Annotated in this window: 26 protein-coding genes; 13 read left to right on the top strand and 13 right to left on the bottom strand. The window is 72.5% G+C overall.

Annotated features, from left to right (window positions below):
- Nucleotides 1-980 precede the first annotated feature (980 nt).
- The 4 genes from ACH4OW_RS36725 (at nucleotide 981) to ACH4OW_RS36710 (ending at nucleotide 3,367) form a co-directional block, all read left to right on the top strand.
- Nucleotides 981-1,394, top strand: coding sequence for a hypothetical protein (locus ACH4OW_RS36725; RefSeq protein WP_398032783.1), 414 nt, complete (start codon nucleotides 981-983; stop codon nucleotides 1,392-1,394).
- A 41-nt stretch (nucleotides 1,395-1,435) separates the two neighbouring features.
- Entirely contained in the window at nucleotides 1,436-2,755 is a 1,320-nt protein-coding gene (locus tag ACH4OW_RS36720) for a VanZ family protein (RefSeq protein ID WP_398032780.1), read from the top strand.
- A gap of 163 nt (nucleotides 2,756-2,918) precedes the next feature.
- The gene (locus ACH4OW_RS36715; protein WP_398032779.1) at nucleotides 2,919-3,134 is read left to right on the top strand and encodes a hypothetical protein; all 216 of its coding nucleotides are present in this window, start codon (nucleotides 2,919-2,921) and stop codon (nucleotides 3,132-3,134) included.
- Nucleotides 3,135-3,172: 38 nt separating this feature from the next.
- On the top strand, nucleotides 3,173-3,367 hold the full coding sequence (locus tag ACH4OW_RS36710) for a hypothetical protein (RefSeq protein WP_398032777.1): 195 nt from the start codon (nucleotides 3,173-3,175) through the stop codon (nucleotides 3,365-3,367).
- 57 nt (nucleotides 3,368-3,424) lie between these two features.
- Here ACH4OW_RS36710 and ACH4OW_RS36705 read toward each other — a convergent pair whose 3' ends face one another.
- The 3 genes from ACH4OW_RS36705 to ACH4OW_RS36695 all read right to left on the bottom strand — a co-directional run bounded on the left by ACH4OW_RS36705 (nucleotide 3,425) and on the right by ACH4OW_RS36695 (nucleotide 5,959).
- Nucleotides 3,425-4,663 carry a TerD family protein gene (locus tag ACH4OW_RS36705; RefSeq protein ID WP_398032775.1) on the bottom strand — a complete coding sequence of 413 codons (1,239 nt, stop codon included), beginning with the start codon at nucleotides 4,661-4,663 and terminating at the stop codon, nucleotides 3,425-3,427.
- A 100-nt stretch (nucleotides 4,664-4,763) separates the two neighbouring features.
- Nucleotides 4,764-5,036 (bottom strand): GlsB/YeaQ/YmgE family stress response membrane protein, encoded by a 273-nt coding sequence (locus ACH4OW_RS36700; protein WP_360126140.1) that lies wholly within the window; start codon nucleotides 5,034-5,036, stop codon nucleotides 4,764-4,766.
- Between the two features lie 113 nt (nucleotides 5,037-5,149).
- The gene (locus ACH4OW_RS36695; protein WP_360126137.1) at nucleotides 5,150-5,959 is read right to left on the bottom strand and encodes an NAD(P)-dependent oxidoreductase; all 810 of its coding nucleotides are present in this window, start codon (nucleotides 5,957-5,959) and stop codon (nucleotides 5,150-5,152) included.
- Nucleotides 5,960-6,286: 327 nt separating this feature from the next.
- Here ACH4OW_RS36695 and ACH4OW_RS36690 point away from each other — a divergent pair, with 327 nt between their 5' ends.
- Nucleotides 6,287-7,234 carry a 5-dehydro-4-deoxyglucarate dehydratase gene (locus tag ACH4OW_RS36690; protein WP_360126134.1) on the top strand — a complete coding sequence of 316 codons (948 nt, stop codon included), beginning with the start codon at nucleotides 6,287-6,289 and terminating at the stop codon, nucleotides 7,232-7,234.
- Entirely contained in the window at nucleotides 7,234-8,481 is a 1,248-nt protein-coding gene (locus tag ACH4OW_RS36685; protein ID WP_398032772.1) for a hypothetical protein, read from the top strand. The genes ACH4OW_RS36690 and ACH4OW_RS36685 overlap by 1 nt, the downstream gene beginning before the upstream one ends.
- Here ACH4OW_RS36685 and ACH4OW_RS36680 read toward each other — a convergent pair.
- From ACH4OW_RS36680 to ACH4OW_RS36660, 5 genes are all read right to left on the bottom strand, one after another.
- Entirely contained in the window at nucleotides 8,444-9,136 is a 693-nt protein-coding gene (locus ACH4OW_RS36680; protein ID WP_398032769.1) for a class F sortase, read from the bottom strand. The two genes, ACH4OW_RS36685 and ACH4OW_RS36680, sit on opposite strands and share 38 nt — an antisense overlap.
- Before the next feature lie 156 nt (nucleotides 9,137-9,292).
- On the bottom strand, nucleotides 9,293-9,802 hold the full coding sequence (locus ACH4OW_RS36675) for a hypothetical protein (protein ID WP_398032767.1): 510 nt from the start codon (nucleotides 9,800-9,802) through the stop codon (nucleotides 9,293-9,295).
- A 327-nt stretch (nucleotides 9,803-10,129) separates the two neighbouring features.
- Nucleotides 10,130-10,828: a response regulator gene (locus ACH4OW_RS36670; protein WP_398032764.1), complete on the bottom strand. Its 699-nt coding sequence runs from the start codon at nucleotides 10,826-10,828 to the stop codon at nucleotides 10,130-10,132.
- An 11-nt stretch (nucleotides 10,829-10,839) separates the two neighbouring features.
- Nucleotides 10,840-12,132 carry a sensor histidine kinase gene (locus ACH4OW_RS36665; protein ID WP_398032761.1) on the bottom strand — a complete coding sequence of 431 codons (1,293 nt, stop codon included), beginning with the start codon at nucleotides 12,130-12,132 and terminating at the stop codon, nucleotides 10,840-10,842.
- A gap of 8 nt (nucleotides 12,133-12,140) precedes the next feature.
- Nucleotides 12,141-12,911, bottom strand: coding sequence for an IclR family transcriptional regulator (locus ACH4OW_RS36660; RefSeq protein WP_360126116.1), 771 nt, complete (start codon nucleotides 12,909-12,911; stop codon nucleotides 12,141-12,143).
- Between the two features lie 127 nt (nucleotides 12,912-13,038).
- Between ACH4OW_RS36660 and ACH4OW_RS36655 the strand changes: the two genes are divergently transcribed.
- Both ACH4OW_RS36655 and ACH4OW_RS36650 read left to right on the top strand, forming a co-directional pair.
- A complete protein-coding gene (locus tag ACH4OW_RS36655; protein ID WP_398032757.1) occupies nucleotides 13,039-14,613 on the top strand; it encodes an aldehyde dehydrogenase (NADP(+)) in 1,575 nt (524 codons plus the stop codon).
- A 10-nt stretch (nucleotides 14,614-14,623) separates the two neighbouring features.
- Nucleotides 14,624-15,163 carry a GNAT family N-acetyltransferase gene (locus ACH4OW_RS36650; RefSeq protein ID WP_398032754.1) on the top strand — a complete coding sequence of 180 codons (540 nt, stop codon included), beginning with the start codon at nucleotides 14,624-14,626 and terminating at the stop codon, nucleotides 15,161-15,163.
- On the opposite strand, the gene ACH4OW_RS36645 is transcribed toward ACH4OW_RS36650, so the two are convergent.
- Nucleotides 15,144-15,794, bottom strand: coding sequence for a class I SAM-dependent methyltransferase (locus ACH4OW_RS36645; protein ID WP_360126107.1), 651 nt, complete (start codon nucleotides 15,792-15,794; stop codon nucleotides 15,144-15,146). The two genes, ACH4OW_RS36650 and ACH4OW_RS36645, sit on opposite strands and share 20 nt — an antisense overlap.
- Before the next feature lie 126 nt (nucleotides 15,795-15,920).
- On the opposite strand from ACH4OW_RS36645, the gene ACH4OW_RS36640 reads away from it, so the two are divergent.
- The 4 genes from ACH4OW_RS36640 to ACH4OW_RS36625 all read left to right on the top strand — a co-directional run bounded on the left by ACH4OW_RS36640 (nucleotide 15,921) and on the right by ACH4OW_RS36625 (nucleotide 19,929).
- A complete protein-coding gene (locus tag ACH4OW_RS36640; RefSeq protein ID WP_398032751.1) occupies nucleotides 15,921-16,631 on the top strand; it encodes a DsbA family oxidoreductase in 711 nt (236 codons plus the stop codon).
- Nucleotides 16,632-16,758: 127 nt separating this feature from the next.
- Nucleotides 16,759-17,829 carry an aminotransferase class V-fold PLP-dependent enzyme gene (locus ACH4OW_RS36635; protein WP_398032748.1) on the top strand — a complete coding sequence of 357 codons (1,071 nt, stop codon included), beginning with the start codon at nucleotides 16,759-16,761 and terminating at the stop codon, nucleotides 17,827-17,829.
- 140 nt (nucleotides 17,830-17,969) lie between these two features.
- Nucleotides 17,970-18,575 (top strand): RNA polymerase sigma factor, encoded by a 606-nt coding sequence (locus tag ACH4OW_RS36630; RefSeq protein WP_398032745.1) that lies wholly within the window; start codon nucleotides 17,970-17,972, stop codon nucleotides 18,573-18,575.
- 76 nt (nucleotides 18,576-18,651) lie between these two features.
- Nucleotides 18,652-19,929, top strand: coding sequence for a hypothetical protein (locus tag ACH4OW_RS36625; protein ID WP_398032742.1), 1,278 nt, complete (start codon nucleotides 18,652-18,654; stop codon nucleotides 19,927-19,929).
- Nucleotides 19,930-19,965: 36 nt separating this feature from the next.
- Here ACH4OW_RS36625 and thpD read toward each other — a convergent pair whose 3' ends face one another.
- From thpD to ectA, 4 genes are all read right to left on the bottom strand, one after another.
- Entirely contained in the window at nucleotides 19,966-20,865 is a 900-nt protein-coding gene (thpD, locus tag ACH4OW_RS36620) for an ectoine hydroxylase (protein ID WP_398032739.1), read from the bottom strand.
- 88 nt (nucleotides 20,866-20,953) lie between these two features.
- Nucleotides 20,954-21,382: an ectoine synthase gene (locus ACH4OW_RS36615; protein ID WP_360126090.1), complete on the bottom strand. Its 429-nt coding sequence runs from the start codon at nucleotides 21,380-21,382 to the stop codon at nucleotides 20,954-20,956.
- Between the two features lie 57 nt (nucleotides 21,383-21,439).
- The gene (ectB, locus tag ACH4OW_RS36610) at nucleotides 21,440-22,708 is read right to left on the bottom strand and encodes a diaminobutyrate--2-oxoglutarate transaminase (protein ID WP_360126087.1); all 1,269 of its coding nucleotides are present in this window, start codon (nucleotides 22,706-22,708) and stop codon (nucleotides 21,440-21,442) included.
- A 62-nt stretch (nucleotides 22,709-22,770) separates the two neighbouring features.
- Nucleotides 22,771-23,286, bottom strand: coding sequence for a diaminobutyrate acetyltransferase (gene ectA / locus ACH4OW_RS36605; protein WP_360126084.1), 516 nt, complete (start codon nucleotides 23,284-23,286; stop codon nucleotides 22,771-22,773).
- 480 nt (nucleotides 23,287-23,766) lie between these two features.
- Between ectA and ACH4OW_RS36600 the strand changes: the two genes are divergently transcribed.
- Nucleotides 23,767-24,858: an amidohydrolase family protein gene (locus ACH4OW_RS36600; protein ID WP_398032735.1), complete on the top strand. Its 1,092-nt coding sequence runs from the start codon at nucleotides 23,767-23,769 to the stop codon at nucleotides 24,856-24,858.
- The last annotated feature ends 75 nt before the right edge of the window (nucleotides 24,859-24,933 follow it).

Here is a 24,933-nt window from a genome sequence, read left to right as displayed (position 1 = left end):
CTGCGCGATTTGGCACAACCGCACCATCGGCGCACCCACCACCAGGTCACTGACCGCCTACGACCACTAAGCCACATCGGAACTACTCGTCTAGGCCGCGCTGCGCCGGGAGGTCCGCGACGGCTTCACCGCGATGAACGCCCGCATCGACGCCCTCACTAACGAGGTACGCACCGGCAACGCCCAGATCATCGAGCTGCTCTCCCACCTGGTGGGCAAGGACCCCAACGCGAGCTGAAGGCCCTCCGGCTCCTCGTCGGAGCTGCTCCGAGGCCCTGCAGGGCGCCCATCACAAAGCCGATGCTGCCCTGCCGGGCCTCACTGCTGCGGCAAGTGGTGCGGAGCGGTCTTCGTTACGCTCACCACCGAAGGCCCTGACCTGTTCCTGATGGTCCGAGAAGGCAGGCAAAACGCCAGGTTTCAGACCTCAAGTCGAAAGGCCGCCCGGAAAGCTCCGAGCGGCCTTCGCTCCGGTGCCGAAGACAGCCCCGAAGAACTTCGGAACGGCCGGCCCTGTACAGCACCTGAAGCAGCTGCCCAGGCGGTACGGGGCTGAGGAAGGCAGGCCGAGTGCCCGCCGACCCTCAGCTGACGGGCCGGAGCGGGGCCCTCTTGCCGCCCAGGGGCTCCGCCCCGCTGGGGCCCACGTCGTGGCCGAAGCCGCCAGCTGCCGCATCGGTCGCACCGTCAGGGTGGCCCCGTGCCTCGACGGCGAAGAGCTGGCGGAGGAACTCGCGGCCACGCACGGGTCCTGGCGGAAGCGGCTTCGTGGTGTCGAATGTGCGCGCTGCGCGGCATGCCTAGATCGTTCCGGTGGGGAAAAGTGCCTTGGTGCGCGTGATCAGCTTCGGATAAAGTTATATCGAACGCGCGTCCGAACGGGCGGTGGCGGGATGGTGGAGGACTTGAGCGGCTTTCCGGCCGACTGGAGGTAAATCCTTCACGCCTGCGTCACGCGTGCATTTCGAGGGGGTTGAATCGTGAACATATTCGCGCAGAAGGCGGCACGGATCGTTGCCGTCGGAGGAGTCGCGCTGGCTGCGATGGGGACCACGGTCGCGTACGCCGCCGGGGATACCACATCGACCAAGCTGTCGAACGGAACGCTCAGCTTCACTGCGGTCAACGGACGGTACATCGGCACGACCGGGACGAAGTTCTTCTCTTCGACCACCTACCACAAGACGGGCGGAGGCACGGTGTCGGTCACGTTCGGCCTTGACACCCAGAACGCCGAATACAACTCCGGCGCGAAGACGGTGAAGTCGGGGCAGACAGTGAGTCACAATTTCGGCGGAAAGCCGGTCAGTGATATCCCGAAGTGCTACGCCATCGGGTTCATGAGGTCAGGCGGAAAGCTGTTCGAGACGCCTTCCATCAGGAACCTCTGCTGACCTGGCGCCACCTTATCCCCGCTCTCTGAAAGATATACCCGGTGATTGAAGCATCGGTCGGCGCACTCCCCGGCCTCATTCCGGTATTCTTGATCGCTGCTGCTCTGTTCGGGGTGCCGACGTTCCTGATCGCCAAAGCCAAAGGGCGGCCTGTCGGCCTGCCGCTGCTGCTGGCCTTGTCGCTGGCCGGCGTGATCGCCGTGACGATGATGCCGGGAATCGCCGGAACCGGGCAGGCCGACTCGTGCGATGTCGGCCTGCCCGGCCTTGACTTCCTGGCCTCCGAGTCGGCCCGGTTGAATGTCCTGCTGTTCGTACCCGCAAGCTTCCTCGCCGTCATCCTCTTCCGCCGCCCCCTACTGACTCTGGCCGCGACCCTGGCGCTGACCTGCGGAATCGAGCTGGTGCAGGGGTGGACGGCCCTGGGACGTTCGTGCAGCTACGACGACGTCAAGGCGAATGCCCTCGGCGGGATACTCGGCATTCTGCTGGGCTGCCTGTACCTGTGGGGGCGCTGGCGGCGACTCCCCTTCACCCGCAAGGACGCGGCATGGGGCGCCGGAGCGACAGTTGCGGTCACAGCTGCCGTCGCAGTGCTCTTTCAGTCGACCCTCTCCAACGTCAACTACGAGGAAATGCACAATCGCGCGAAAGCAGCTTTCGGTGATCCCGCCGAGAAACAGGAGTGGCTGGCTAAGACGGTCAAGGAACTGTACGGCGCCCAGGCAGAAGTCGGTGAGACCGAAGTCGCGATGCTGCAGCAGGGTCGTTGGCGCATGCGTGCGAAAACGGACCGCGGCACCGTTGCCGCCATCTGGCCGGACCGCAAACTGGTGGAGATGGCCACGGAAAATGGCCAGGACGACAACGGGGCCCTCTCTGCGGCGGAGATGAAGAAGTCGGCAGAGCTGTTTGCCCGCAAATGGTTTCCGGATGAAATCGCGGGTGCCGACGCAGAATTCCGGCCTGTCTTGAAAAAGCAGGAGCGGGGTATGCACCTGCTGAGCTATCGCCGCTACCGCCAGAGCGTGATGATGCCGATGCGGTTGGATATCATCGTCACCACGGCCGGCCGTGTCGTCAACCTGACTGCCCGAAGCGTTCCAGATCCGGCCCTGCCCGTCGCCACCCTCAGCAAGGCGGAAGCGAAACAGCAGGCCGAACGCGAGGAATCAGAAGCACAGGCCGAACCGGTCTCTCTCATGGCGCAACGCGTCGATGGTGCCTGGCGGCCGGTATGGCTGATCGGCCTCAGACCGAAGAGCGACCTCCAAAATCCTGACAAGAAGTCCAGCGTCTTCCTGGATGCTGTAACGGGAAAGAAGGTCACTCCTGAGAAAGTCGACGAAGAAAGCTCCTGAGACGGAAAACGCTGGAAAATCGTGCCAGTGTTACTGAGCTGAGAGCCTGTCGAAATTCGCGGAATGGTGCCGCGCGGGCGAGTGACCGGGCTACCCCGTGCAGGGGTACTTGTGCCGCCCGCGGCAGGTCAGCATCTCCTTGTCCGAACGACAGGAGCTCGTGATGATCGTGCCCGATGCGTTGACCGGTGCAGCCGGCCAACGTCAACCGGTGGGTACTCCCTGCCTGCCGCCCGGCGCCCTGCCCGACTGGATCCCCCGTGGAGCCGGCCTGCGCGTCGTGCGTGATGTGGCTGGGCTCGGCGTGGATGTCGTGTGGCTGGCGCTGCCTGTAGGGGAGGAGGTGCTTCGAGGGCTGGGGCGCGGTCAGGGGCGGTGATCGAGGATCTGCGGCGTCCGGGCGGGATGTGCTGGCTCGTGGCTGCTGGTACGGCTGGTGGGGCACGGCTGCCGTTGTGGGGGGATGCGGGGCTGGGTGCGGCTCTGTACGTGCCGGGGCTGGAGATGCGTAACGAGCGGCTGCGGTGGCGGGTGCGGCCGGAGGCAGGGGTGCTGGTCACGAGTGCGGTGTCCCTGCGGGCGGCGGTCATTGCCGCGGAGGGCGCGCTGTGACCGGGTGCGTGGCCAGTGAGGGCGGCACCCTGCACGCGGGTGCCGCCCTCGATGGCGTCAGAGCGCCGCGCCGGCCGGTTTGACCATGCCGCGGACGGTGCGGGCGTCGAGGAATTCGCCCATGGCGGTCATTTCCCATTCGCCGGAGAACTGGCGGATGAGTTTGGCCATCATGACGCCGGTGCGCGGCTCGGACTGGGTGAGGTCGAATCGGACCAGTTCTTCGCCGGTCTGGGCGTCGACCAGGCGGCAGTACGCCTTGGCCACGTCGGAGAACTTCTGGCCCGAGAAGGAGTTCACGGTGAAGACCAGGCCGGTGACCTGCGGGGGGATGCCGCCGAGGTGGACGGTGATGGACTCGTCGTCGCCCGCGCCCTCGCCGGTGAGGTTGTCGCCGGAGTGCTGGATGGCGCCGTTGAGGATCTGGAGTTTGCCGAAGAAGCAGTTGTCGACCTTCTTGCGGTCCGGGCCGTAGGCGATCACGGACGCGTCCAGGTCGATGTCCTTGGCGCGGTAGGCCGGTTCCCAGCCGAGGCCCATGCGGACGGAGGACAGGAGCGGCTTGCCGCCCTTGACCAGGGAGACGGTCTGGTTCTTCTGGAGGCTGACGCGGCCCTTGTCGAGGTTGATCTTGCCGGGGGCCGGAGCCGGAGCAGGAGCCGGAGCAGGGGCGGGCGCCGGGGGCGGGGGTGCCATGGGGGCCGGGGTGCCGGTGGGCGGGCCCCACTGGGCGGCGGGAGGGGCGGCAGGGGCCGGGGGAGCCTGCGGGGCCGGGGCCGGGGCAGGGGCGGCGGGGGTGGCGGGTTCTTCGACGCTGACGCCGAAGTCCGTGGCGATGCCGGCCAGGCCGTTGGCGTAGCCCTGGCCGACCGCGCGGACCTTCCAGGCGCCGTTGCGCCGGTAGATCTCGACGACCACGAGGGCGGTCTCCGCGCCGAGCCGGGGCGGGGTGAACGAGGCGATGACGCTGCCGTCGGCGGCGTTGCGGACGGTGCCGGTCGGTTCGGTGCCGGCGAAGGTGGCGCCGGGCGCGTCCAGGCTGGCGGTCACGACGATCTTCTCGATGCCGGCGGGCACCGCGGCGGTGTCCACCGTGATCGTGTCACCGGTGCCGCCCGCCGCGGACGTGTGGGTCACGCCCGGCCCGCTGGGCTGGTTGTAGAAGACGAAGTCGTCGTCGGAGCGCACCTTGCCGTCGGCGGTGAGCAGCAGGCCCGACACATCGAGCCGCACGGGCGCGGTGACGTCCACCGCCACCCGCGAGGCGGTGAGCGGGAGGTTCGAGCCAGGAGTCATAGCGGTCATGCCGGGGATAACGAGCGGCCTTTCTTTGCGGTTCCATTACCGGGGCCCGGGTGGGGCCACTGGCCCGGACGGGGCCACTGCCGGTCGGTGGTCAGCGGCGTTCGCGGGAGTTGCCGAACAGCAGGCGGTAGGCGATGAGGAGGACCAGGGAGCCGGCGATGGCGGCGATCCACATCGACGGGTCGTAGAAGTCCTTCGGGATCGGCTTGTCCAGGATCTTCGTGGAGAGCCAGCCGCCGATGAACGAGCCGACGATGCCGATGAGGGTGGTGCCGACGAGTCCGCCCGGGTCCCGTCCGGGAAGCAGGACCTTGGCGATGACGCCTGCGATCAGTCCCAGTACGAGCCAGCTGATGATGCCCATGGTGCGTTCCTCGTTCCTGCGCGGTTGCGCAAATGATTGATACGTACACAAGGACGCAGGAGGGGCGGGGCGGGTTGCGTCGGCCGGTCGGGCGTGGCCGGGGCCACGGCCGTTCAGTACGGCCAGATGGGCGGATCGACGCAGAAGGCGCCGCCGAGGTGCGCGTGTTCGGGGTTGGCGGGGTCGAGTTCACCGTGGGCGGCGATCAGTTCGGCGGCGTACGGCTCGGAGTCGTCCCGGGGCTCGTAGCCGAGGGAGCGGGCCGTCGTCAGGTCCCACCACAGGCGGGTGTTGGCGGAGGAGCCGTAGACCACGGTGTGGCCGACGCCTTCGGCGGTGAGCGCGGCGTGCAGCAGGCGGGCGCAGTCCGGCGGGCTCAGCCAGATGGAGAGCATGCGGACGGTGGTGGGCCGCGGGAAGCAGGAGCCGATGCGGACGGAGACCGTTTCGATGCCGTGCAGGTCCCAGTAGAGGGAGGCCAGGTCCTCGCCGAAGCCCTTGGAGAGGCCGTAGAACGTGTCGGGGCGGCGCGGGGCGTCCACCTGGATCGCGCCGGAGCCGTCGGCGGGGCGCGGGGTGAAGCCGACGGCGTGGTTGGAGGAGGCGAACACGACGCGGCGCACGCCTGCTTCGCGGGCCGCCTCGTAGAGGTTGTACGTGCCTTCGATGTTGGCGCGCAGGATCTTCTCGAAGGGGGCTTCGAGGGAGATGCCGGCGAGGTGGACGATCGCGTCCACGCCGCGTACCGCCTCGCGCAGGGCTTCCTTGTCGGCCAGGTCGGCGGTGACGGCGTCCGGTGCGTCCTCGATGGCGCGCTGGTCGAGGAGCCGGAGCCGGTAGCCGTACGGGGGCAGCAGGTCGCGCATCAGGGTGCCGACGCCGCCGGCGGCGCCGGTGAGCAGGACGGTGCGGGGTGCGGGCATGGTGCGGGACTCCTCCGGCCGGCCGGGTCTCGGCGGTGACCCGGATGCATCTGCGGATGGCGTTCAGATGGATGGACGATGGGCGGTGAAGGTCACCGTAGGGAGGGCCGTCCGGGCGGTCAAGACGCTTGGCGGGGCGTCGGAACCGGCTTGTGAGGGCGGGCGCATTCGTTTACGGGGCGGGTGCTTCGGGTCCTTGACCGGCCGGAGAGGGCTGCTCTAGCGTGACTGCGTTCAGAGATATGGACATAGGTCAGCGACGTGCACACGAGCGGTGGCGTCACAGCGGCGTGCACGCGTCCTGTAGGAGCATGCCAGGGAGAGCCCGTGACCCCAGCACCGCCGCTCGCCGAGCGCCTCGACGGACTGCTGTTCTTCCCCGTGACCGCGTACGGGCCCGACGGCGCCCTGGACCCGGCCGCCTTCCGCACCCACGTACGCGGCGGCGTCGAAGCGGGCGCGGCCGCCGTCTTCGCCTGCTGCGGCACCGGCGAGTTCCACGCGCTGACCCCCGAGGAGTTCCGGGACTGCGTGGCCGCCGCGGTCCTGGAAGCGGGCGGCCGGGTGCCCGTGCTGGCCGGGGTGGGCTACGGCACCGCGCTCGCCACGCGCTTCGCCCGCCTCGCCGAGGAGGCGGGCGCCGACGGGCTGCTGGCCATGCCGCCGTACCTCGTCACCGCCGGCCAGGCCGGTCTGCTGCGGCACTACGGCGAACTCGCCGCCGCCACCGCGCTGCCCGTCATCGTCTACCAGCGCGACAACGCCGTCTTCACCCCGGACACCGTCGTCGCCCTCGCGCGCATCCCCAACGTCATCGGCCTCAAGGACGGCCTCGGCGACCTCGATCTGCTGCAACGGATCGTCAGCGCCGTGCGGACCGGGGCCGAGGGGCGGGAGTTCCTCTACTTCAACGGGCTGCCGACCGCCGAACTCACCGCGCCCGCCTACCGGGGGCTCGGCGTGCGCCGCTACTCGTCGGCCGTCTTCGCCTTCGCGCCGGAGATCGCCACCGCCTTCCACCGGGCCCTGTCCGACGGCGACGACGCGACGGTCACACGGCTGCTGGACGGCTTCTACCGGCCGCTGGTCGAACTCCGCAACCAGGGCAGCGGCTACGCGGTCTCCCTGGTCAAGGCGGGGGTACGGCTGCGCGGGACGGAGGTGGGCGGGGTGCGGGCGCCGCTGAGCGAACCGGCACCCGAGCACGTCGAGGCGCTCGCCGCGCTGATCGAACGCGGCCTGGCGCTGGCCGGCGCCCCGGCGGACGGCCGGTGATGCGGGCCGCCGCGTTCCTGTACCCGTGGGATGTGGCGGGCGACCCGGACGCCGCCCGCCGCGTCGCGGACCTCGGCGTCCGGCAGGTCACCCTGGCCGCCGCCTACCACTCCACCCGGGCGCTGACTCCGCGTCACCCCCGCCACCGCGTCGTCACCGCCCGGCACGCGGCCGTCCTGTACCCGCCCGCGGCCGAACGCTGGGCGGGGCGCGCCCTGCGCCCCTACCCGCAGGACTGGGTGGCGGGCACCGACCCCTTCGGGGAAGCGGCGCGGGCGCTCGCGGACGTCGGTCTGGAGGTGCACAGCTGGGTCGTACTGGCCCACAACTCGCGCCTGGGCACCGAGCATCCGGCCATCGCCGTACGCAACGCCTACGGCGACCGGTACCCGTGGGCGCCCTGCATCGCACGCGCCGAGGTGCGCGCCTACCTGCGCGACCTGGCCGCGGAGGCGGCCGTGCGCCCCGGCGCGCGCGGCACCGAGCTGGAGTCCTGCGGCTGGTACGGGCTGGTGCATCCGCACGCGCACGACAAGACCGGCGGGGTGCCGCTCACCGGTGCCGCGCAGTACCTGATGTCGCTGTGCTTCTGCGAGGTCTGCGCGGCGGGTTATACGGGGCTGGGCGTGCCGGCGGAGGAGGTGCGCGGCGCGGTCGTACGGGCCCTGGAGCCGGTGTGGGCGGGCGCGGAGGACGGTGACGACGGGGCGGGCGGCGGACGGGCGGGGGAGTGGCGCGAGGTCGAGCGGCTGCTCGGCGGCGAGCTGTCGGCGCTCGTACGCAGCTGGCGGGAGGGCGCGGCGCGCACGCTCAGGCGGGAGGCCGTCGCGGCCGTACGGGCCGCCGCAGGCGACGGGTTCCGGGTGTTGCTGCACGCCGACCCGGCCGCGCACCGCTGCGGCGCCAACGCGGGCGCCGACCCGGGGGACGTCCTCGCGTACGCCGACGGGGTGGTGGTGCCGTGCACGGGCGACGACGCGGCCCGTGAGGACGCGCTGGCACCGTTCGCCGCGGCGCGCGAGGGCGGCGCCCCCGGCCGCGTCCTCGCGGCCAACCTCACCGTCGTCACCGCCATGGGCGGCCGCCCCGGCACCCTCGCCGCCGACGCCGCGCACGCCGCCGCGCTCGGCGCCGACGAACTGCGGCTCTACCACGCGGGCTTGGCGGGCGACGGCGATCTGGCGGCCGTACGGCGCGGGCTGGCAGGGCTCAGCCGGTACCGCGGCGCGGGGCCGGCTCCCGCTTGACGGCGGCGAGGTGGGCGAAGACCACCACGTTGCCCAGGTACTCCTGCCGGGCCTTGTTGAAGCCGCCGCCGCAGGTGATCAGCCGTAGTTCGGGGCGGGCGGCCCGGCCGTAGACCTTCTTGTCCGGGAAGGCGTCACCGCCGTAGACCTCGACGGCGTCGACGGAGAAGACCGCGGTCCGGCCGTCCGCGCGGGCCACCTCGACCGTGTGGTTCTTCTTCAGGGAGCCGAGGTTGTAGAAGACCGCGGGGCCCGAGCGGTTGTCGACGTGGCCCGCGATGAGGGAGGTTCCGGTGGTGCCGGGGGTGTTGCCGTTCTCGTACCAGCCGGCGAGGTTACGGTCCTCCTCCGGCGGGGTGGCCAGGCTGCCGCGCTCGTCGAGGCCGAGCCGCATCAGCGGCGCGTCCACGCCGACCGAGGGGACCCGGACCCGCAGCGGCCTGGACGCCGGCAGCGGCGGAGGCGGCGGCGCGGGGGCAGCGGACGGCCGGGAGCCCGGCGGCCGCGCGCCGAACCCCTGGTCGGCGGAGGGCTGCGGCGGCGGCCCCTGGGCCTGGGCGCCGTGGCCGATCAGCCAGAGGCCGGTACACATCGCGCCCGCGGTGAACAGCGCGATGACGCCTTGGCCGCCGGGGGAGCGGGGGGTGGTTCCCATGGCTTCTCCTCGTGCCTCCGGATCTCTGGCGGGCTACGGCCGAGCGCCTGGCAGCCCGTGGCCTCCCGGATACGGCGTACGTCTCCAGGAGGCCCGGGGCCGCTGACCGGCGGACCGGCGGTGCCGGTACCGGCCGGCGTGTCCGGACGGGCCGGATCAGGCCGAGCCGTCCGCGCGGCGGCGGCGCACCATCCATACGCCGCCGGCCGCGGCCGCCAGCAGCACGCCCGCACCGGCGGCGATCTCCGTGGCGCCGGTGCCGTCGCTGGTGGTACCGATGCCGGTCCTGGTCTTGCCGTGGGGGGTGGAGCCGGAGGCGACCCGTACCGTGCCGGTGATCTCCCGGCCGTTGGAGCACTTGCCGCCGATGCCGTAGTTGCCGGGCTTGGTACTGGCCGGCACCCGCAGGGAGCCCTGCACGTTTTCGGTGTGGGTCTGGCCCTTCGAGGACAGCGTGACCTTTCCGGCGCCCAGGGTGCTGGCGTCGACGGTGGCCGACCCGTTCTTGCCGCAGTCACTGCTGTTGAGATTGACCGTCTTGCCGGCCTGTACCGGGTTGGGCGTCACCTCGATCTTGCCGAAGTCACCGGCGAACGCCGCGGAGGTGGACAGGCCGAGGGCGGCGACGGACAGCGCGGCACCGGTGAGAACGCGAGTGGAACGCATGTGACGAACCTCCACGAAGCGCGGAAGCGGCACACCAGCGCGCCGCAAAGGAAGTTGGGGGAGTTCCGCGCTTCCTCAGTCCGAGGTAAACGGCCGGGCGCGCCGGGAGCCTGTTGACGCGATGTCAGAACTCCCGCGCCGCGTCGGCGTGTCGCCGGTGATCGGTTACGTTTTGGCAGGTCAGGGGCGGGGTGGCGGTGACGTTCGGTGATGTTGCGCATTGCGGTGAACGGGTGACGGATGATTTCCGCGGAATGTGGTAGTGGCAGTGTGTAGCCGGGGGTTACGGAGGGTGCCCGGAAGGCGGGCGGCGGGCGCCCCCGCGCCTCACCCGGGCTGCACGAACCCGCTCTCGTACGCCGCGATCACCGCCTGGGTGCGGTCCCGCACCCCCAGTTTGGTCAGCACTCCCGCCACGTGCGTCTTGACCGTCGCCGGACCCACCGCCAGCAGGGCCGCGATCTCCGCGTTCGTCAGGCCCTTGGTCATCAGCCGCAGCACGTCCGCCTCCCGGCCGGAGAGGCGCGCCCGCAGTGCCCGCGCCGACTCCCGCGCGGCCCGCGCCCCCGCGTACCGCGCCGCCAGCTCCCGCACCGCGGCGGGAAACAGCAGCGAGTCGCTGCGCGCCACCATCCGCACCGCCTGCACCAGGTCCTCGGCGCCGGACCGTTTCAGCAGGAACCCGCTCGCGCCGGCGCGCAGCGCGTCGTACACGTAGGCGTCGTTCTCGAAGGTCGTCACCACGATGACGCGCGGCGGATCGGCGAGCCCGGCCAGTACCTGTTCGGTCGCGCGGATACCGTCGATCTCCGGCATCCGGACGTCCATCAGCACGATGTCCGGGCGCAGTTCGCGGATCAGCGGTACGGCCTCGGCGCCGGTGGCCGCCTCGCCGACGACCTCCATGTCCGGCTCGGCGCCGATGATCGCGCGAAGCGCCGTCCGCACCATCCGCTCGTCGTCCGCGAGGACGATGCGCAGCGGCGCCGCCGGTGCCGGAGCGGCGCCGTCCGGAAGGCCGCTCACCGGTACGCCGCTCACCGGGACGCCGCCAGCGGCAGGCGCACGGTCAGCCGCCACACGCCGTCCTCGCCCGCGGCCCGGGCCTCGCCGCCCAGCAGCCGGGCGCGTTCGGCGATGCCGCGCAGGCCGCGCCCGCCGCCCGGCCGTGCCCGCCCCGCGGCGTCCACCCTCGTAGCCGCCTCTGCGTCCATCGCCGCGTCCCCCATGTCCCCCAGGTCTCCCATGCTCCCCGTGTCCCCCATCGGATTCTCCATCGTGATCGTCAACGCGTCCGCGCCGAGGGCGATCCGCAGCCGTACCGGTACGGCACCGGCGTGGCGCAGCACGTTGCTCAGCCCCTCCTGCACCACCCGGTACGCCTCCCGCGAGACCAGCGGCGGCAGCCGCCCACACCCGTCGTCCACGGCCGCCTCGACCCGCAGCCCGGCGGCGCGGGTGCGGTCCAGCAGCCCGTCCAGGCCGTCCAGCGACGGGGCGGGCGCGGTGCCGCGGGGATCGCCGTCCTCGCGCAGCAGGCCCAGTACGGCGTCGAGTTCGGCGACCGCGTCGCGGGTGGTCTCCTCGATCGCGGCGAGTGCCTGCCGCGCGAACTCCGGGTCGGCGTCCAGCACCCGGCGGGCCGCGCTCGCCTGGAGCGTGACGGCGCTGAGCGCGTGCCCGACGGAGTCGTGCAGCTCGCGGGCGAGCCGGTTGCGGGAGGCGAGGTCGGCGGCCCGGCGTTCGGCGGCGGCCAGCCGGTCGGCGGGCGTACGGCCCAGCAGGGCGGGCGCCCAGCGGGCCAGCAGCCTCCCGCAGAGCCAGATCGTCGCCAGCACCAGGGCGAGCAGCGCCAGCCCGGCCAGCGGGCCGAGCACGCCGTCCATCCGCGGCCAGCCCATCTCCTCGTGCCGCAGCGGGTCCGCGAGCGGCAGCAGGAGCATCATCAAGGCAGGGGGTGTCCCGGCCAGCGTCAGGCCGCTGATGATGCCACCGGCGGCGCAGTGCGCCACGAACCACAGTGCCGTGCGCCGCCGGGCCGCCCACGAGTCGGCTGGCTCCTCGGCCAGTTCGGCCGCCGCGCCGGCGGGCAGCCCGCACAGCGACCGCGCGGCCGTCGTCTCCAGCGTGCGCAGCGGCGGGAGGAGCAGCGCGCAGAGCGCCGCGACCGGCAGCGCGGTACCGAACGCGACGAACTGCCACGGGAACTCGGTGAAGGCGTTCGCGCCGCCGAAGAACACCGGTGTGACGACCGCCATCAGGAAATAGAACGGCATCAGGAGGGCGCCGCCGAGCACGAGATGTACCCAGCGGCGGAACGTCATCCGCATCGCGCGCCTCAGAGCCGCCGTGTCGCCAGGGTCAGCCGGTCCCGCGCGTCGAACAGCGCGTCCTTGATCAGCTGCTCGTGTGCCGGGGTCAGCCGGGCGACCGGCACCGAGCAGCTGACCGCGTCCCGCGCCGGGGTGCGGTACGGGATCGCCACACCGAAGCACCGCAGGCCCAGCGTGTTCTCCTCGCGGTCCACGGCGTACCCCTGCTCGCGCACCAGGCGCAGTTCCCCGATGAGTTGCTCGCGGTCGGTGACGGTGTGCTCCGTGAGCGCGTCGAGCCGCTCCGGGAGGAGCGCCCGCACCTGGTCGTCGGTGTACGTGGCGAGCAGCGCCTTGCCCAGGGACGTGGAGTGCGCGGGCAGCCGCCGGCCGACGCGGGTGAAGGGGCGCAGGTAGTGCTGGGACTGGCGGGTGGCGAGGTAGACGACGTTGGTGCCGTCCAGCCGGGCCAGGTGGATGGTCTCGGTGGTGTCGTCGGCGAGCCGGTCCAGGGAGGGGCGGGCGGCGGCCACCACCTCGTCGCCGTCGATGTAGGAGGTGCCGACCAGGAGGGCGCGGACGCCGATGCCGTACCGGGTGCCGGTGCCGTCGGTCTCCACCCACCCCAGGTCGACGAGGGTGCGCAGCAGCATGTAGAGGCTGGACTTCGGGTAGCCGACGGCCTCCTGGACGGAGGCGAGGCTGTGCATGCCGGGCCGGCCCGCGAAGTACTCCAGCAGTTCCACCGTCCGTACGGCGGACTTGACCTGCGCTCCTGCGGCCTCGGCAGCGGACATCGCCCTTGACCCCTCAGTTCGGACAGCCATAGAGTCCCAGCGGACGTCAAATTCACCACCTGGGACGGCGTTCAGCATACCGAACGGCGTCGAGGGCGCGGCAAGAGTTCGCTGGGAGGAATGCGCGGTGGCAGCAGCGGCGGCAGCACCAGTGTGGAGCGTCGACCCCCGGACCGGGAAGCGGCGCGAACAGGTCGCGGTGGAGGCCACGGCGGCCACGGTGGACGCCGCCGTACGGGCCGCGCACGCGGCCGGGGACACACTGGCCGACCGCGGCGTACGAGCCGCCTTCCTGCGCCGCGCCGCCGACCTGCTCGACGGCGCCGCCGACCGGATCACCGCGGCCGCCGACGCCGAGACCGCGCTCGGACCCGGCCGCCTCACCGGCGAACTGGCCCGCACCACCTACCAGTTGCGCGCCTTCGCCGACGTGGTCGAAGAAGGCGCCTTCCTCGACGTGCTGATCGACCACGCCGACCCCGCGCTCACCCCGCCCCGCCCCGACCTGCGCCGCTACAAGATCCCCCTCGGCGTCGTCGCCGTCTACGCGGCCAGCAACTTCCCGCTCGCCTTCTCCGTGCCCGGCGGCGACACCGCCAGCGCCCTCGCCGCCGGCTGCCCGGTCGTCGTCAAGGCCCACCCCGGCCACCCGGCCACCTCCGAACTGAGCGCCGCGCTGCTGCGCCGCGCCGCGGCCGAACTGGGCCTGCCCAAAGGCGTCGTGGGCCTGGTGCACGGCTTCGACGCGGGCATCGAGCTGGTGCGGCACCCGCTCGTCGCCGCCGCAGGCTTCACCGGATCCGTACGCGGCGGACGCGCCCTGTACGACGCGGCCGCCGCACGCCCCCACCCCATCCCCTTCCACGGCGAACTCGGCAGCCTCAACCCGGTCGTGGTCACCGAGGCCGCCGCCACCGAGCGCGCCGAGCAGATCGGCACCGGCCTCGCCGGCTCGATGACGCTCGGCACCGGCCAGTTCTGCGTCAAACCGGGACTGGTCCTCGCGCCGCACGGCCCGGCGGGCGACCGGCTGGCGCGCTCCCTGGCGGACGCCGTGCGCACCACCGAGGCCGGGGTGCTCCTGGACCACCGCATGCGGGACGCCTTCGTCGACGGCGTACGGGAACGCGCCGCGCTGCCCGACGTCGAGGCACCCGTGGCGCCCGGCGCGGACGGCGAGCACACCGTCAGCGCGGGTTTCCTCACCGTCCCCGCCGCCCGGCTCGCCGAACCGGGCGGCCCGCACGACCTCCTCCTGGAGGAGTGCTTCGGTCCCGTCACCGTCCTGGCGCGCTACGCCGACGACACCGAGGCCGGCGCCGTACTGGCCCGGCTGCCCGGCAACCTCACCGCGACGCTCCAGCTCGGCGCGGCCGAGTCGGCGGGCGAGGACGCCCCGCCAGGACCGGCCGGCAACGGCACGAGACGCGGGGCGCGCCTGCTGGCCGCGCTCACCCCGCTGGCCGGCCGGGTGCTGGTCAACGGCTGGCCGACCGGCGTCGCCGTGGCCCCCGCCCAGCACCACGGCGGCCCCTACCCGGCCACCACCTCCACCGCCACCTCCGTCGGCGGCACCGCGATCGAACGCTGGCTGCGCCCGGTCGTCTACCAGGACGCCCCGCCCGCGCTGCTCCCGCCCGAGCTGCGCGAGGACAACCCGCTCGCACTGCCCCGCCGCATCGACGGCCGCCGCGAAGGATGAGAACCCACCCGTGACGAACGCCCCGAACGCGCCGGAAACCCCCGCCACCACCGTGCGCGCCGCGACGCCCGCCGACCTCGACGCCATCGCCGACCTGCACACCCGCGCCCGCGCCACGTACTACCGCGAGCGCCTGCCCGACGCGCAGCTCGACAGCCCGGCCGAACGCGAGCGCCGGCGCGACGGCTGGGGCCGGGCACTCGCCCGCCCGGACGCCACCGTGCTGTGCGCCGAACGGGACGGCACCGTCGTCGGCGCCGCCTCCTACCGCCGAGAGGACGGGGCACCCGCCGACACCGTCATGCTCAACCAGCTCCACGTCGACCCCGGCTGCTGGCGGGGCGGCGTCGGCACCGCCCTGCACCGCGCCTGCGTGGCCGGCTGGCGGTCGGCGGGCATCGCCACCGCCCGCCTGGAGGTGTACTGGCACAACAGCCGGGCCCGCGCCTTCTACACGCGGCACGGCTGGCAGCCGGACGAGACCCGCCGCCCCGCCCCCGACGACACCCACCTCGGCCTCGTCCTGCCCCTCACACCCGCCGGGCGATGAGCTGGAGCCGCTCGGCGATGTGCCCGTCCAGGGTCGTGACGGTGTCCGTGCGCTCGGCCTCCACCGCGAAGCCGTGCGCCCGGACCAGCCCGTGCAGATGACCGGCCGCGTGATGCCGGAACACCCCGCCGTCGGGCGTCTCGAACACCCCGTACGTCCCGTACCGGGCGGCGAACTCCTCGTACCGCGCCACGTGCCGCGCGTCGACCTGCATCGGCATGTCGCTCACGTACAGCACCCCGCCGGGCCGCACCAGCCGCCCCAGCTCGGCGGCGATGTCCCGCTGCGCGCCGTCGCCGGGCACACACGTCAGCACGGCGAAGAGCAGCGCGGCCCCGAAGGACCCGTCCTCGAACGGCAGCGGCAGCCCGGGGCAGCGCGTGATCCGCAGCCCCGGATGCTCCCGCTCCGCCCGCTCGACGAGCGCCTTCGAAACGTCCACCCCGCGCACGTCCGCATACCCCGCCGCCACCAGCTCCGCGGTCAGCCGCCCGTACCCGCAGCCGTAGTCCAGCACCGGCGCGTCACGCGGCAGGTACGCGTCCAGCAACCCGTGGTCCAGCGGATGGGTGAACGTCTTGGCGGCCCCGGTCGTCTCCCAGAACCCGTGCGGTACCCGGCGCGTCCTCATACCCGGACGCTACCCCGCGCCCGGGGAATACCTCCCGCTCCCGCGCGGTTGTCCCGGACTGTCCCCTTTCCGGGGGCTCCGGGGCCGTCGCGGTTCCGGACATGAGGAAACAAGGAAACACCTGTTATGCGCGTCGAAATCTGGTCGGACATCGCCTGCCCCTGGTGCTACATCGGCAAGGCCCGCTTCGAGAAGGGGCTGGCCGGGTTCGCGCACCGGGACGAGGTGGAGGTCGTGCACCGGTCGTTCGAGCTCGACCCGCAGGCGGCGCCCACCGGGGACGTGATGGTGCTGGACATGCTGGCGGAGAAGTACGGCGTGTCCCGGGAGCAGGCCGAGGCCATGGAGGCGCGGGTGGCCGAGGCGGCCGCCGGGGAGGGGCTGGGGTACCGCTCGGACCGCGTGCACGGGAACACCTTTGACCTGCACCGGCTGCTGCACCTGGCCAAGGAGCGGGGAAAGCAGGACGCGCTGCTCGGCGCGCTGTACCGGGCCAACTTCGCGGAGGCGCGACCGCTGGGGGACACGGCGGAGCTGACCCGGGTGGCCGTGGCGGCGGGGCTGGACGAGGCGGACGTGCGGCGGGTGCTGGCGGACGGGGACGCGTACGCGGAAGCGGTCAGGGCCGACGAGCGGGAAGCGGCGGAGCTGGGCGCCAGGGGCGTGCCGTTCTTCGTCATCGACCGGCGGTACGGGATCTCCGGCGGGCAGCCGGCGGAGGTCTTCCGGCAGGCCCTGGAGCAGGCACGGGAGGCCGCGGGGACCGCGGCGCCGGACGGCGGCGGCAGTGGCGACGGGTGCGCGGACGGTGTGTGCACGCCCGGGTCGGTGGCCTGAATTCCCGGTCCCGTCAGCCGGGTGGTTCCTGAAGGAACGCCCTGAGCTGCGCCGATAAGCGTTGCTTGACGGCGCTCCAAAGATATTCGCCATGGACGGCGGGCGGCCGGGCGGCCAGAGTGGGGGCATGCAGCGAATCGAGCCACTCGGCGGCGACGAGTTCACGCCCCTGACGACGTATCTGAACACCGCTTCCAGCGGGCTGCTGCCCGCCCGTTCGGCCGCCGCCCTGCGCGCGGCAGCCGAGGAATCGGCCTCCTACGGGACCATGGGCCAGGACTACTTCGGCCCGGCGGAGGCGTCCAGGGCCGCCTTCGCGCGGCTGATGCACGTACCGCCGGAGCGCGTCGCGATCGGCGGCGCGGTCGCCGTGCACGCCGCGCTGATCGCCGGATCGCTGCCGCACGGATCGGAAGTGCTCTTCCCCGAGGGCGAGTTCAGCTCGCTGGTCAACCCGTTCGCGGCGGCCGGGAACGGATTGAAGGTGCGCACCGCGCCGCTGGCCGAGCTGGCCGACGCGGTACGCCCCGGCACGGCGCTCGTCGCGTTCAGCGCCGTCCAGGCGAAGGACGGCCGGCTCGCCGACACGGAAGCCGTACGGGCCGCCGCCCGCGCCCACGGGGCGCGCACCCTCGTGGACGTCACCCAGGCCGCCGGCTGGCTGCCGGTGCGGGCCGGCGACTTCGACTACCTGGTGTGCGGGGCGTTCAAGTGGCTGCTGTGCCCACGCGGCACCTCCTTCCTGGTGTGCGGGGCGGACGGGACGGCGGGGGACGGGCTGGAAGCGCTGCACGCCGGATGGGTGGCCGGCGCGGACCCGATGGAGTCCAACTACGGGCCGATCCGGCAGCTCGCGGCCGACGCGCGCCGCTACGACGAGCCGCACGCCCACTACTCGTACGTCGCCGCTCAACACTCCCTCGCCCTCTTCGAGGAAATCGGCGTGGAGACCGTGCACGCCCACGACGTCGCGCTGGCCGACCGCTACCGCGCGGGCCTCGCGGAACTGGGCCACACCCCGCTGCCCGCGCCGGGCTCGGCGATCGTGTCCGTGCCGGGGCTCGCGGACGCGGCGGACCGGCTGGCAGCGGCGGGCGTACGGGTCGCCGTCCGCGCCGGCAACCTGCGGGCCGCCTTCCACCTGTACAACTCGTCCGGCGACGTGGACCGGCTGCTGGAACTGCTGGGGGAGGGCTGACGAGCCCCGGCGCACGGGCCACCGCACACCTCGCGGGCCAGCCCTACCGGCCCCGCGCCGCCCCGGCCCCCGGCACCGCGCGGGCGCCGCGCAATTCGGCCGGGCGGACGGCTACCGCGGAGCAGGGCCAAAGGCTAGGAATGTCACCACACACTCACGAGGTGGTGCCGGTGGACGGGACAACCAGGTACCCGCCGCGCGACCAGGAGCTGCACCGGCGGCTGGTGTACGGGGACGAATCCGCGCTGGGCGAGGCGTACGACGCCTACGGCGCGTTGGTACGGGCGGTGGCCCGGCGGGTGACCGGCAGCGCGGCGGTCGCCGAGGAGGTGACGCAGCGCGTCTTCCTCGAACTGTGGACCTGCCCGTACGCCTTCGCGCCGGGCCACGGCTCGCTGCGCGCCTGGCTGAGCATCCGCGGGCACGACGGCGCGGTCGCCCGGGTGAGCGAGGCCGGGGCGGTGCGGGCGGCGGACGGCGCGGCCGATCCGGCGGAGCCGGAACCCGAGGCGGCGGCACGGGCGGCGCTGCACACCGCGCTCGGCGAACTGCCCCTGCCCCAGCGGGAGGCACTGCACCTGGCGTGCTTCGCCGGGCGCACGTACCGGCAGGTCGCGGTGGAGCTGGGCATCGCGGAGGCGGCGGCCACCGCCCGGCTGCGGTCGGCCCTGTGCGGCCTCGCCGACCGCCTCGCCGGGCCGCCGGGCCCCGGCAGCCCGGCCGACGAGGCACGGGACGAGTGCTGAGCGGCGGCCGCGGGCAGCAGCAAGGACGACACGGTCCGTACGCGCGGACCGGCCGGGTGGCGGAGAGGGGCGTGTGATGACCGCGGGCGGCAGCAACGGCCGGGACGGTACGGGCAATCCGGGCGGCAGCGGCGGGCCGGAGGACCCCGGGGACCCGCCGGGCCCGGAAGGACCCGGCGGCGCGGACGGCCCGTCCGCCGTGCACGAGGAGGTCAGCGCGCTGCTCGCCGCGTGGGTGCTCGGCGCCGGCATGCCGGGCGACGACGCGCGGGTCCGCGGCCACCTGCGCGACTGCGCGCCGTGCGCGGCCGAGGCGCGGCGGCTGCGGCAGACCGTACGGCTGCTGGACGAGCCCCCGCCCGGCGGAACGGGACGGGGCGCCGGGCGCAAGGCGAATGCCGGCCTGGCCCGCGGGCGGCTGATGGCCGCGGCCCGCGCCGCGCGGCCGGGCCAGGGGCCGCTGGCCGCGCACGCCGCCCCGTACGCCGGTGCGGTGGCCGGCCTGGACGCGCTGCTGCGGGAACTGGACCGCGCGCCGGCCCGCTGGGGCACGCCCGTCGTGCACGACTGGGACGTCCAGGGCACCGTCGCGCATCTGGTGGCGGCCGACGAGGTGCTGGCCGAGCGGCTGGGCCTGGCGCCGGTGACGGACGCGGGCGCGGGCCTGGGGCCGGTCCTCGGCCCGGGGCCCGGGCCGGAAGCGGGGCCGGGACTGGAAGGGGGCTTCGGCCCGGACGCCACCGCGGGGCCGGGCGAACGACCGGGCCCGGGGCGGCCGGCCGGCGCGGGCGCCCCCTGGGAGCTGCGCTGGGCGGCCCGTACCGAAGAGGTGGTGGCCTACGAGCACACCCGGCCGCCGGCGGAGACCAGGGAGGCGTGGCGGACCCAGGCGCACGGGCTGCTCGCGCTGCCCGAGGCGGGCGACGAGCAGCTGGCCGCAACGGCCACCACGCTGATGGGCCTGCGCCTGCCGGTCGCCGACCACTACGTGATCCGGGCGTTCGAGACCTGGGTGCACACCCGGGACATCGGGCGGGCCCTCGGCCGTACCGTGCCGCCGCCGCTGCCGGTGCACCTGCAGCGGTTCGTGGGGCTGGCCGTACGCATCCTGGACCTGGCGCTGGGGCCCGACGCGCGGCCGGTGCTGCTGTCGGTGGAGGGCGAGGCGGGCGGCGACTGGGTGCTCGGCTCGGACGCCGAGCCGATCGCCGCCGAACTGGTCCTGGAGGCCACCGACTTCCTCCTGCTCGTCGGCGGGCGGCAGGACCCCGACGAGATCGCGCGCGGCCAGGCGGGCGACGCGGCCGCCTCGCAGCGGCTGCTGGAGACGGCCACGTCGCTGGCCTGGCTGTGACGCCGTGCCCCGCCGGCACGGCGCGGCGCGCGGGCGTTACCTCACGGGGGTGAAGTCACGCGCGCCGATGTAGTCCGGGCGCGGGACCGGCGCCGCGAAGGGCTCCACCGCGGTGTTCTCCACGCTGTTGAACACGATGAAGACGTTGCTGCGCGGGTACGGCGTGATGTTGTCGCCGGAACCGTGCATGCAGTTGCAGTCGAACCAGGTGGCCGAGCCGGCCTTGCCGGTGAACAGCTTGATGCCGTGCGCGTCGGCCAGCTTGGTCAGCGCCTCGTCCGAGGGCGTGCCCGCGTCCTGCATCTGCAGCGACTTCTTGTAGTTGTCCCGCGGCGTCTCGCCGGCGCACCCGAGGAAGTGCCGGTGCGACCCCGGCATGATCATCAGGCCGCCGTTGGTGTCGTAGTTCTCCGTCAGCGCGATCGAGACCGACACGGTCCGCATGTTCGGCAGGCCGTCCTCGGCGTGCCAGGTCTCGAAGTCGGAATGCCAGTAGAACCCGGAGGCGCCGAAGCCCGGCTTGACGTTGATCCTGGACTGGTGGACGTAGACGTCCGAGCCGAGGATCTGCCGGGCGCGTCCCACCACGCGCGGGTCGGAGACCAGCTTGGCGAACACCTCGCTGATCTTGTGCACCTCGAAGACGGACCGGATCTCCTGGGACCGCGGCTCGACGATGGAGCGGTCGTCCGCCCGCATCGCCGGGTCGTTGACCAGCCGGTCCAGTTCGGCGCGGTACACCGCGACCTCATCCGCCGTCAGCAGTTCCCCGATGGCGAAGAAACCGTCGCGTTCGAAGTCGCTCAGCTCGGCCGGCTGGAAGGGCCCCTCCGTGCCGGGCTGCGACCACACCACCGGGTCCTGCCGCGGGGTGATCACTTCGGTGGCCCCCCGGGTCGGGTACAGGTCGGCGGTGCGCTCGGGTGCGGTGGTCATGGTGTTGCCTTCCTCTCCTCTCGTACGTGCTTTCCTTCTCGCGCCTTCCTCAACTGCCGGAACGGGGCAGGGGTTCGCGCCGCGCGCGTCAGCCGGTCTGGGCGGCCGGCTCCAGCTCGGGCTCGGGCTCGGTGAGCAGCGGGTACACGCCGTTCTCGTCGTGGTCCTCACGACCGGTCACCGGCGGGTTGAACACGCACACGCAGCGGAAGTCCTTCTTGATGCGCATGGTGTGCTTCTCGTGCCCGTCGAGCAGGTACATCGTGCCCGGGGTGATGATGTGCTTCTCACCGGTCTCGTCGTTGGTGAGCTCGGCCTCGCCCTCCACGCACAGCACGGCCTCGACGTGGTTGGCGTACCACATCGACGTCTCGGTGCCCGCGTACAGCGTGGTCTCGTGCAGCGAGAAGCCCACGCGCTCCTTGGCGAGGATGATGCGCTTGCTCTCCCAGGTGCCCGACTTGGCCTTGACGTGGCGGTCGGTGCCTTCGATGTCCTTGAAGGATCGGACGATCACGGTGTTCTCGTACCTTTCTGTGGTGCGGACAAGGAGTGGTGCGGTACCGCGGTGCTCTCAGGCGCAGTCGCGGACCGCGCGGGCGAGGATGCGCAGACCCTCGTCCAGCTCCTCGGGGGTGGTCGTCAGCGCCGGCAGCAGCTTGACGACCTCACTCTCCGGGCCGGAGGTCTCGATGAGCAGACCCAGCTCGAAGGCGCGCTTGGCGATCTTGTTGGCGAGCGGCTTGTCGGAGCACTCCAGGCCCCAGACCATGCCGCGGCCCCGGTACTCGGCGATGGAGGCGGGGTGCTCCTCGACGATGGCGCGCAGGTGCGACTCGATGATCTCGCCGCGGGCCAGCGTCTGCTTCTCCATCTGGCCGTCGGCCCAGTACGTGTCCAGGGCCGCGGCGGCGGTGACGAAGGCCGGGTTGTTGCCGCGGAAGGTGCCGTTGTGCTCGCCCGGCTCCCACACGTCCAGCTCCGGCTTGAACAGGGTGAGCGCGAGCGGCAGTCCGTAGCCGCTGATGGACTTCGAGACGGTCACGATGTCCGGCACGATGCCCGCCTCCTCGAAGGAGAAGAACGCGCCGGTGCGGCCGCAGCCCATCTGGATGTCGTCGACGATCAGCAGCATGTCGCGGCGCTTGCACAGGTCGGACAGCGCGCGCAGCCACTCGGCGCGGGCCACGTTGATGCCGCCCTCGCCCTGGACCGTCTCCACGATCACGGCGGCCGGCGTGTTCAGGCCGGAGCCGCTGTCCTCCAGCAGGCGCTCGAACCAGAGGAAGTCCGGGTAGGTGCCGTCGAGGTAGTTGTCGAACGGCATCGGGGTGCCGTGCACGAGCGGGATGCCGGCACCGGCGCGCTTGAAGGCGTTGCCGGTGACCGCGAGGGCGCCCAGCGACATGCCGTGGAAGGCGTTGGTGAACGAGACGATCGACTCGCGGCCCTTGACCTTGCGGGCCAGCTTGAGCGCGGCCTCCACGGCGTTGGCGCCCGTCGGGCCGGGGAACATGACCTTGTAGGGCAGGTCGCGCGGGCGCAGGATGGTGTTCTGGAACGTCTCCAGGAAGGCGCGCTTGGCCGTGGTGGACATGTCCAGGCCGTGGGTGACGCCGTCGCGCTCGATGTAGTCGATCAGGGCGCGTTTGAGTACGGGGTTGTTGTGCCCGTAGTTCAGTGACCCGGCGCCGGCGAAGAAGTCGAGGTAGGTGTGGCCGTCCTCGTCGTACATGCGGCTGCCCTGGGCGCGGTCGAAGATGGTGGGCCAGCCGCGGCAGTAGCTGCGTACGTTGGATTCCACGGTCTCGAAGACGCTCAGGTCGGGCTGGGTGATGGTCACAACATGCTCCTGGGAGATGAGTGGCGTGAGCGGGGGAGGAGTTTGCGGGGGCCGAGAGGCCGTCAGGGCCGCTGCCCGGCAGGGGGACCGAGCGGGCCGATGAGGTTGAGCACCTCGGGGTCGTGCCCCTGTTCGGGGAAGAGTCCGGCGTCGAAGAGGACCTCGCGCGTCAGGGACGCCCCGTGGCGCTCGGCGAACGACGCGAACAGCCGGTTGGACGCCGCGTTGCCGGGGGTGATCGTGGTCTCGACGCGACGGACGCCCAACTCCCGTACGGCGCGGGCGACCAGGCCGTCCAGAAGGGCGGCGGCCAGTCCGCGGCCGCGGTGCGCGTCGTCGACGGCGATCTGCCACACGACGAGCGTCTCCGGGGACTCGGGGCGGACGTAGCCGGTGACGAAGGCGGCCGGCTCGCCCTCCGCGTCGCGGGCGACGGCGGAGGTGGCGGCGAAGTCGCGACACCACAGCAGGTAGCTGTAGGAGGAGTTGAGGTCCAGTGCCTTGGAGTCGCGGGCGATGCGCCAGATCGCGGCTCCGTCCTCCACGCGCGGTGTGTCGAGCTTGAATCCCTCCGGCATTTCTCTGTAATCGCTTCGGGCACCTGCATCTGCTTGTGCGGCGGTCATGCGAATTCAATTTACCCAGGGAAAAAAGAAAATGCATCGGGGTGAGGGGTTACGTGCGGGCGGGGTCCTGTGTTATCGCGCGAGGGCGCACGAGCGCGCGAACGGCCCACATGATGTGACGGTTTGCCCGGAAAATGTGGGGCGAAGTGGACAGTTTGTGTGCTCGGTCACAGCTCCGTAACGTCGTCGAAGCGGGCCGGAATTACGACCTCCGGCACTAGCGAAATCTTGGCGTTTGAGCTGCGAAAAAGCGGGCAGGAGAATACGGGAAGCTGTGCGCATAAGAATTGGGAATTCGCCGGAAACAGATGTACCGCAAGAAAAGACCGGCAGTCCATGGGGTTTACGTGAAACGGATGGCCGGACGAGGCGTGAGGGACCCGCGACCGGGCCCCGTGCCGCCCGGCACACCCCGCGTCATACAGTGCGGCCATGAGCGAGAGCGCGGTGCTGCACATCAAGGGGAGGGTCCTGGCCGGCCCGTACGACGAGCGCGACGAACTCTGGGTCGTCGACGGCCGGGTGACATACGAACGGCCCACCGGGGCACGGGACATCACGACCGTACGGGGCTGGGCGCTGCCCGGACTGGTCGACGCGCACTGCCACGTCGGGCTCGACGCCCACGGGCCCGTCGACGAGGCCACCAGCGAGAAACAAGCGCTCACCGAGCGGGAAGCGGGCACCCTGCTCCTCAGGGACGCCGGCTCCCCGTCCGACACCCGCTGGATCGACGACCGCGAGGACCTGCCGCGGATCATCCGCGCCGGCCGGCACATCGCCCGCACCCGCCGCTACATCCGCAACTACGCCCACGAAATCGAACCCGAGGACCTGGTGGCGTACGTGGCGCGGGAAGCCCGGCGCGGCGACGGCTGGGTCAAGCTGGTCGGCGACTGGATCGACCGCGAGACCGGCGACCTGGCGGCGTGCTGGCCGCGCGGCGCGGTCGCGGCGGCCATCGCCGAGGCGCACCGCCTCGGCGCGCGCGTCACCGCCCACTGCTTCGCCGAGGAAACCCTCGCCCCGCTGGTCGAAGCGGGCATCGACTGCATCGAACACGCCACCGGCCTCACCGAGGAGACGATCCCGCTGTTCGCGGAGCGTGGCGTGGCGATCGTCCCCACGCTCGTCAACATCGCGACCTTCCCGACCCTGGCGGCCGGTGGTGAGAAGAAGTTCCCCGCCTGGGCCAGCCACATGCGGAGCCTGTACGAGCGCCGCTACGACACCGTACGCGCGGCGTACGACGCCGGGGTGCCCATCTTCGCCGGCACCGACGCGGGCGGCTCGCTCGCGCACGGCCTGATCGCGCAGGAAGTCGCCGAACTGACCAAGGCGGGAATCCCCCCGCTGGACGCGCTCGCCGCCACGACGTGGGGCGCGCGGCAGTGGCTGGGGCGCCCGGGGCTGGAGGAAGGCGCCCCGGCGGACCTCGTCGTGTACGACGGCGACCCGCGCGCGGACGTACGCGTGTTGGCGGCGCCGCGGCGGGTGGTGTTGCGGGGGCGAATCGTGGGCTGATCCCCCGTTCCGCCCGTGGCGGCCGGTCTCCCCGGTGGCGGTGGGGACACCTGCCCCCACGGGCCGTCGGCCGCG

It is taken from the genome of Streptomyces sp. NPDC017056 (genome assembly GCF_044332485.1).
Taxonomy (GTDB): Bacteria; Actinomycetota; Actinomycetes; order Streptomycetales; family Streptomycetaceae; genus Streptomyces.
The sequence above is the reverse complement of the archived record's forward strand: the minus strand, read 5'-3'. Positions and strand labels throughout refer to the sequence as shown.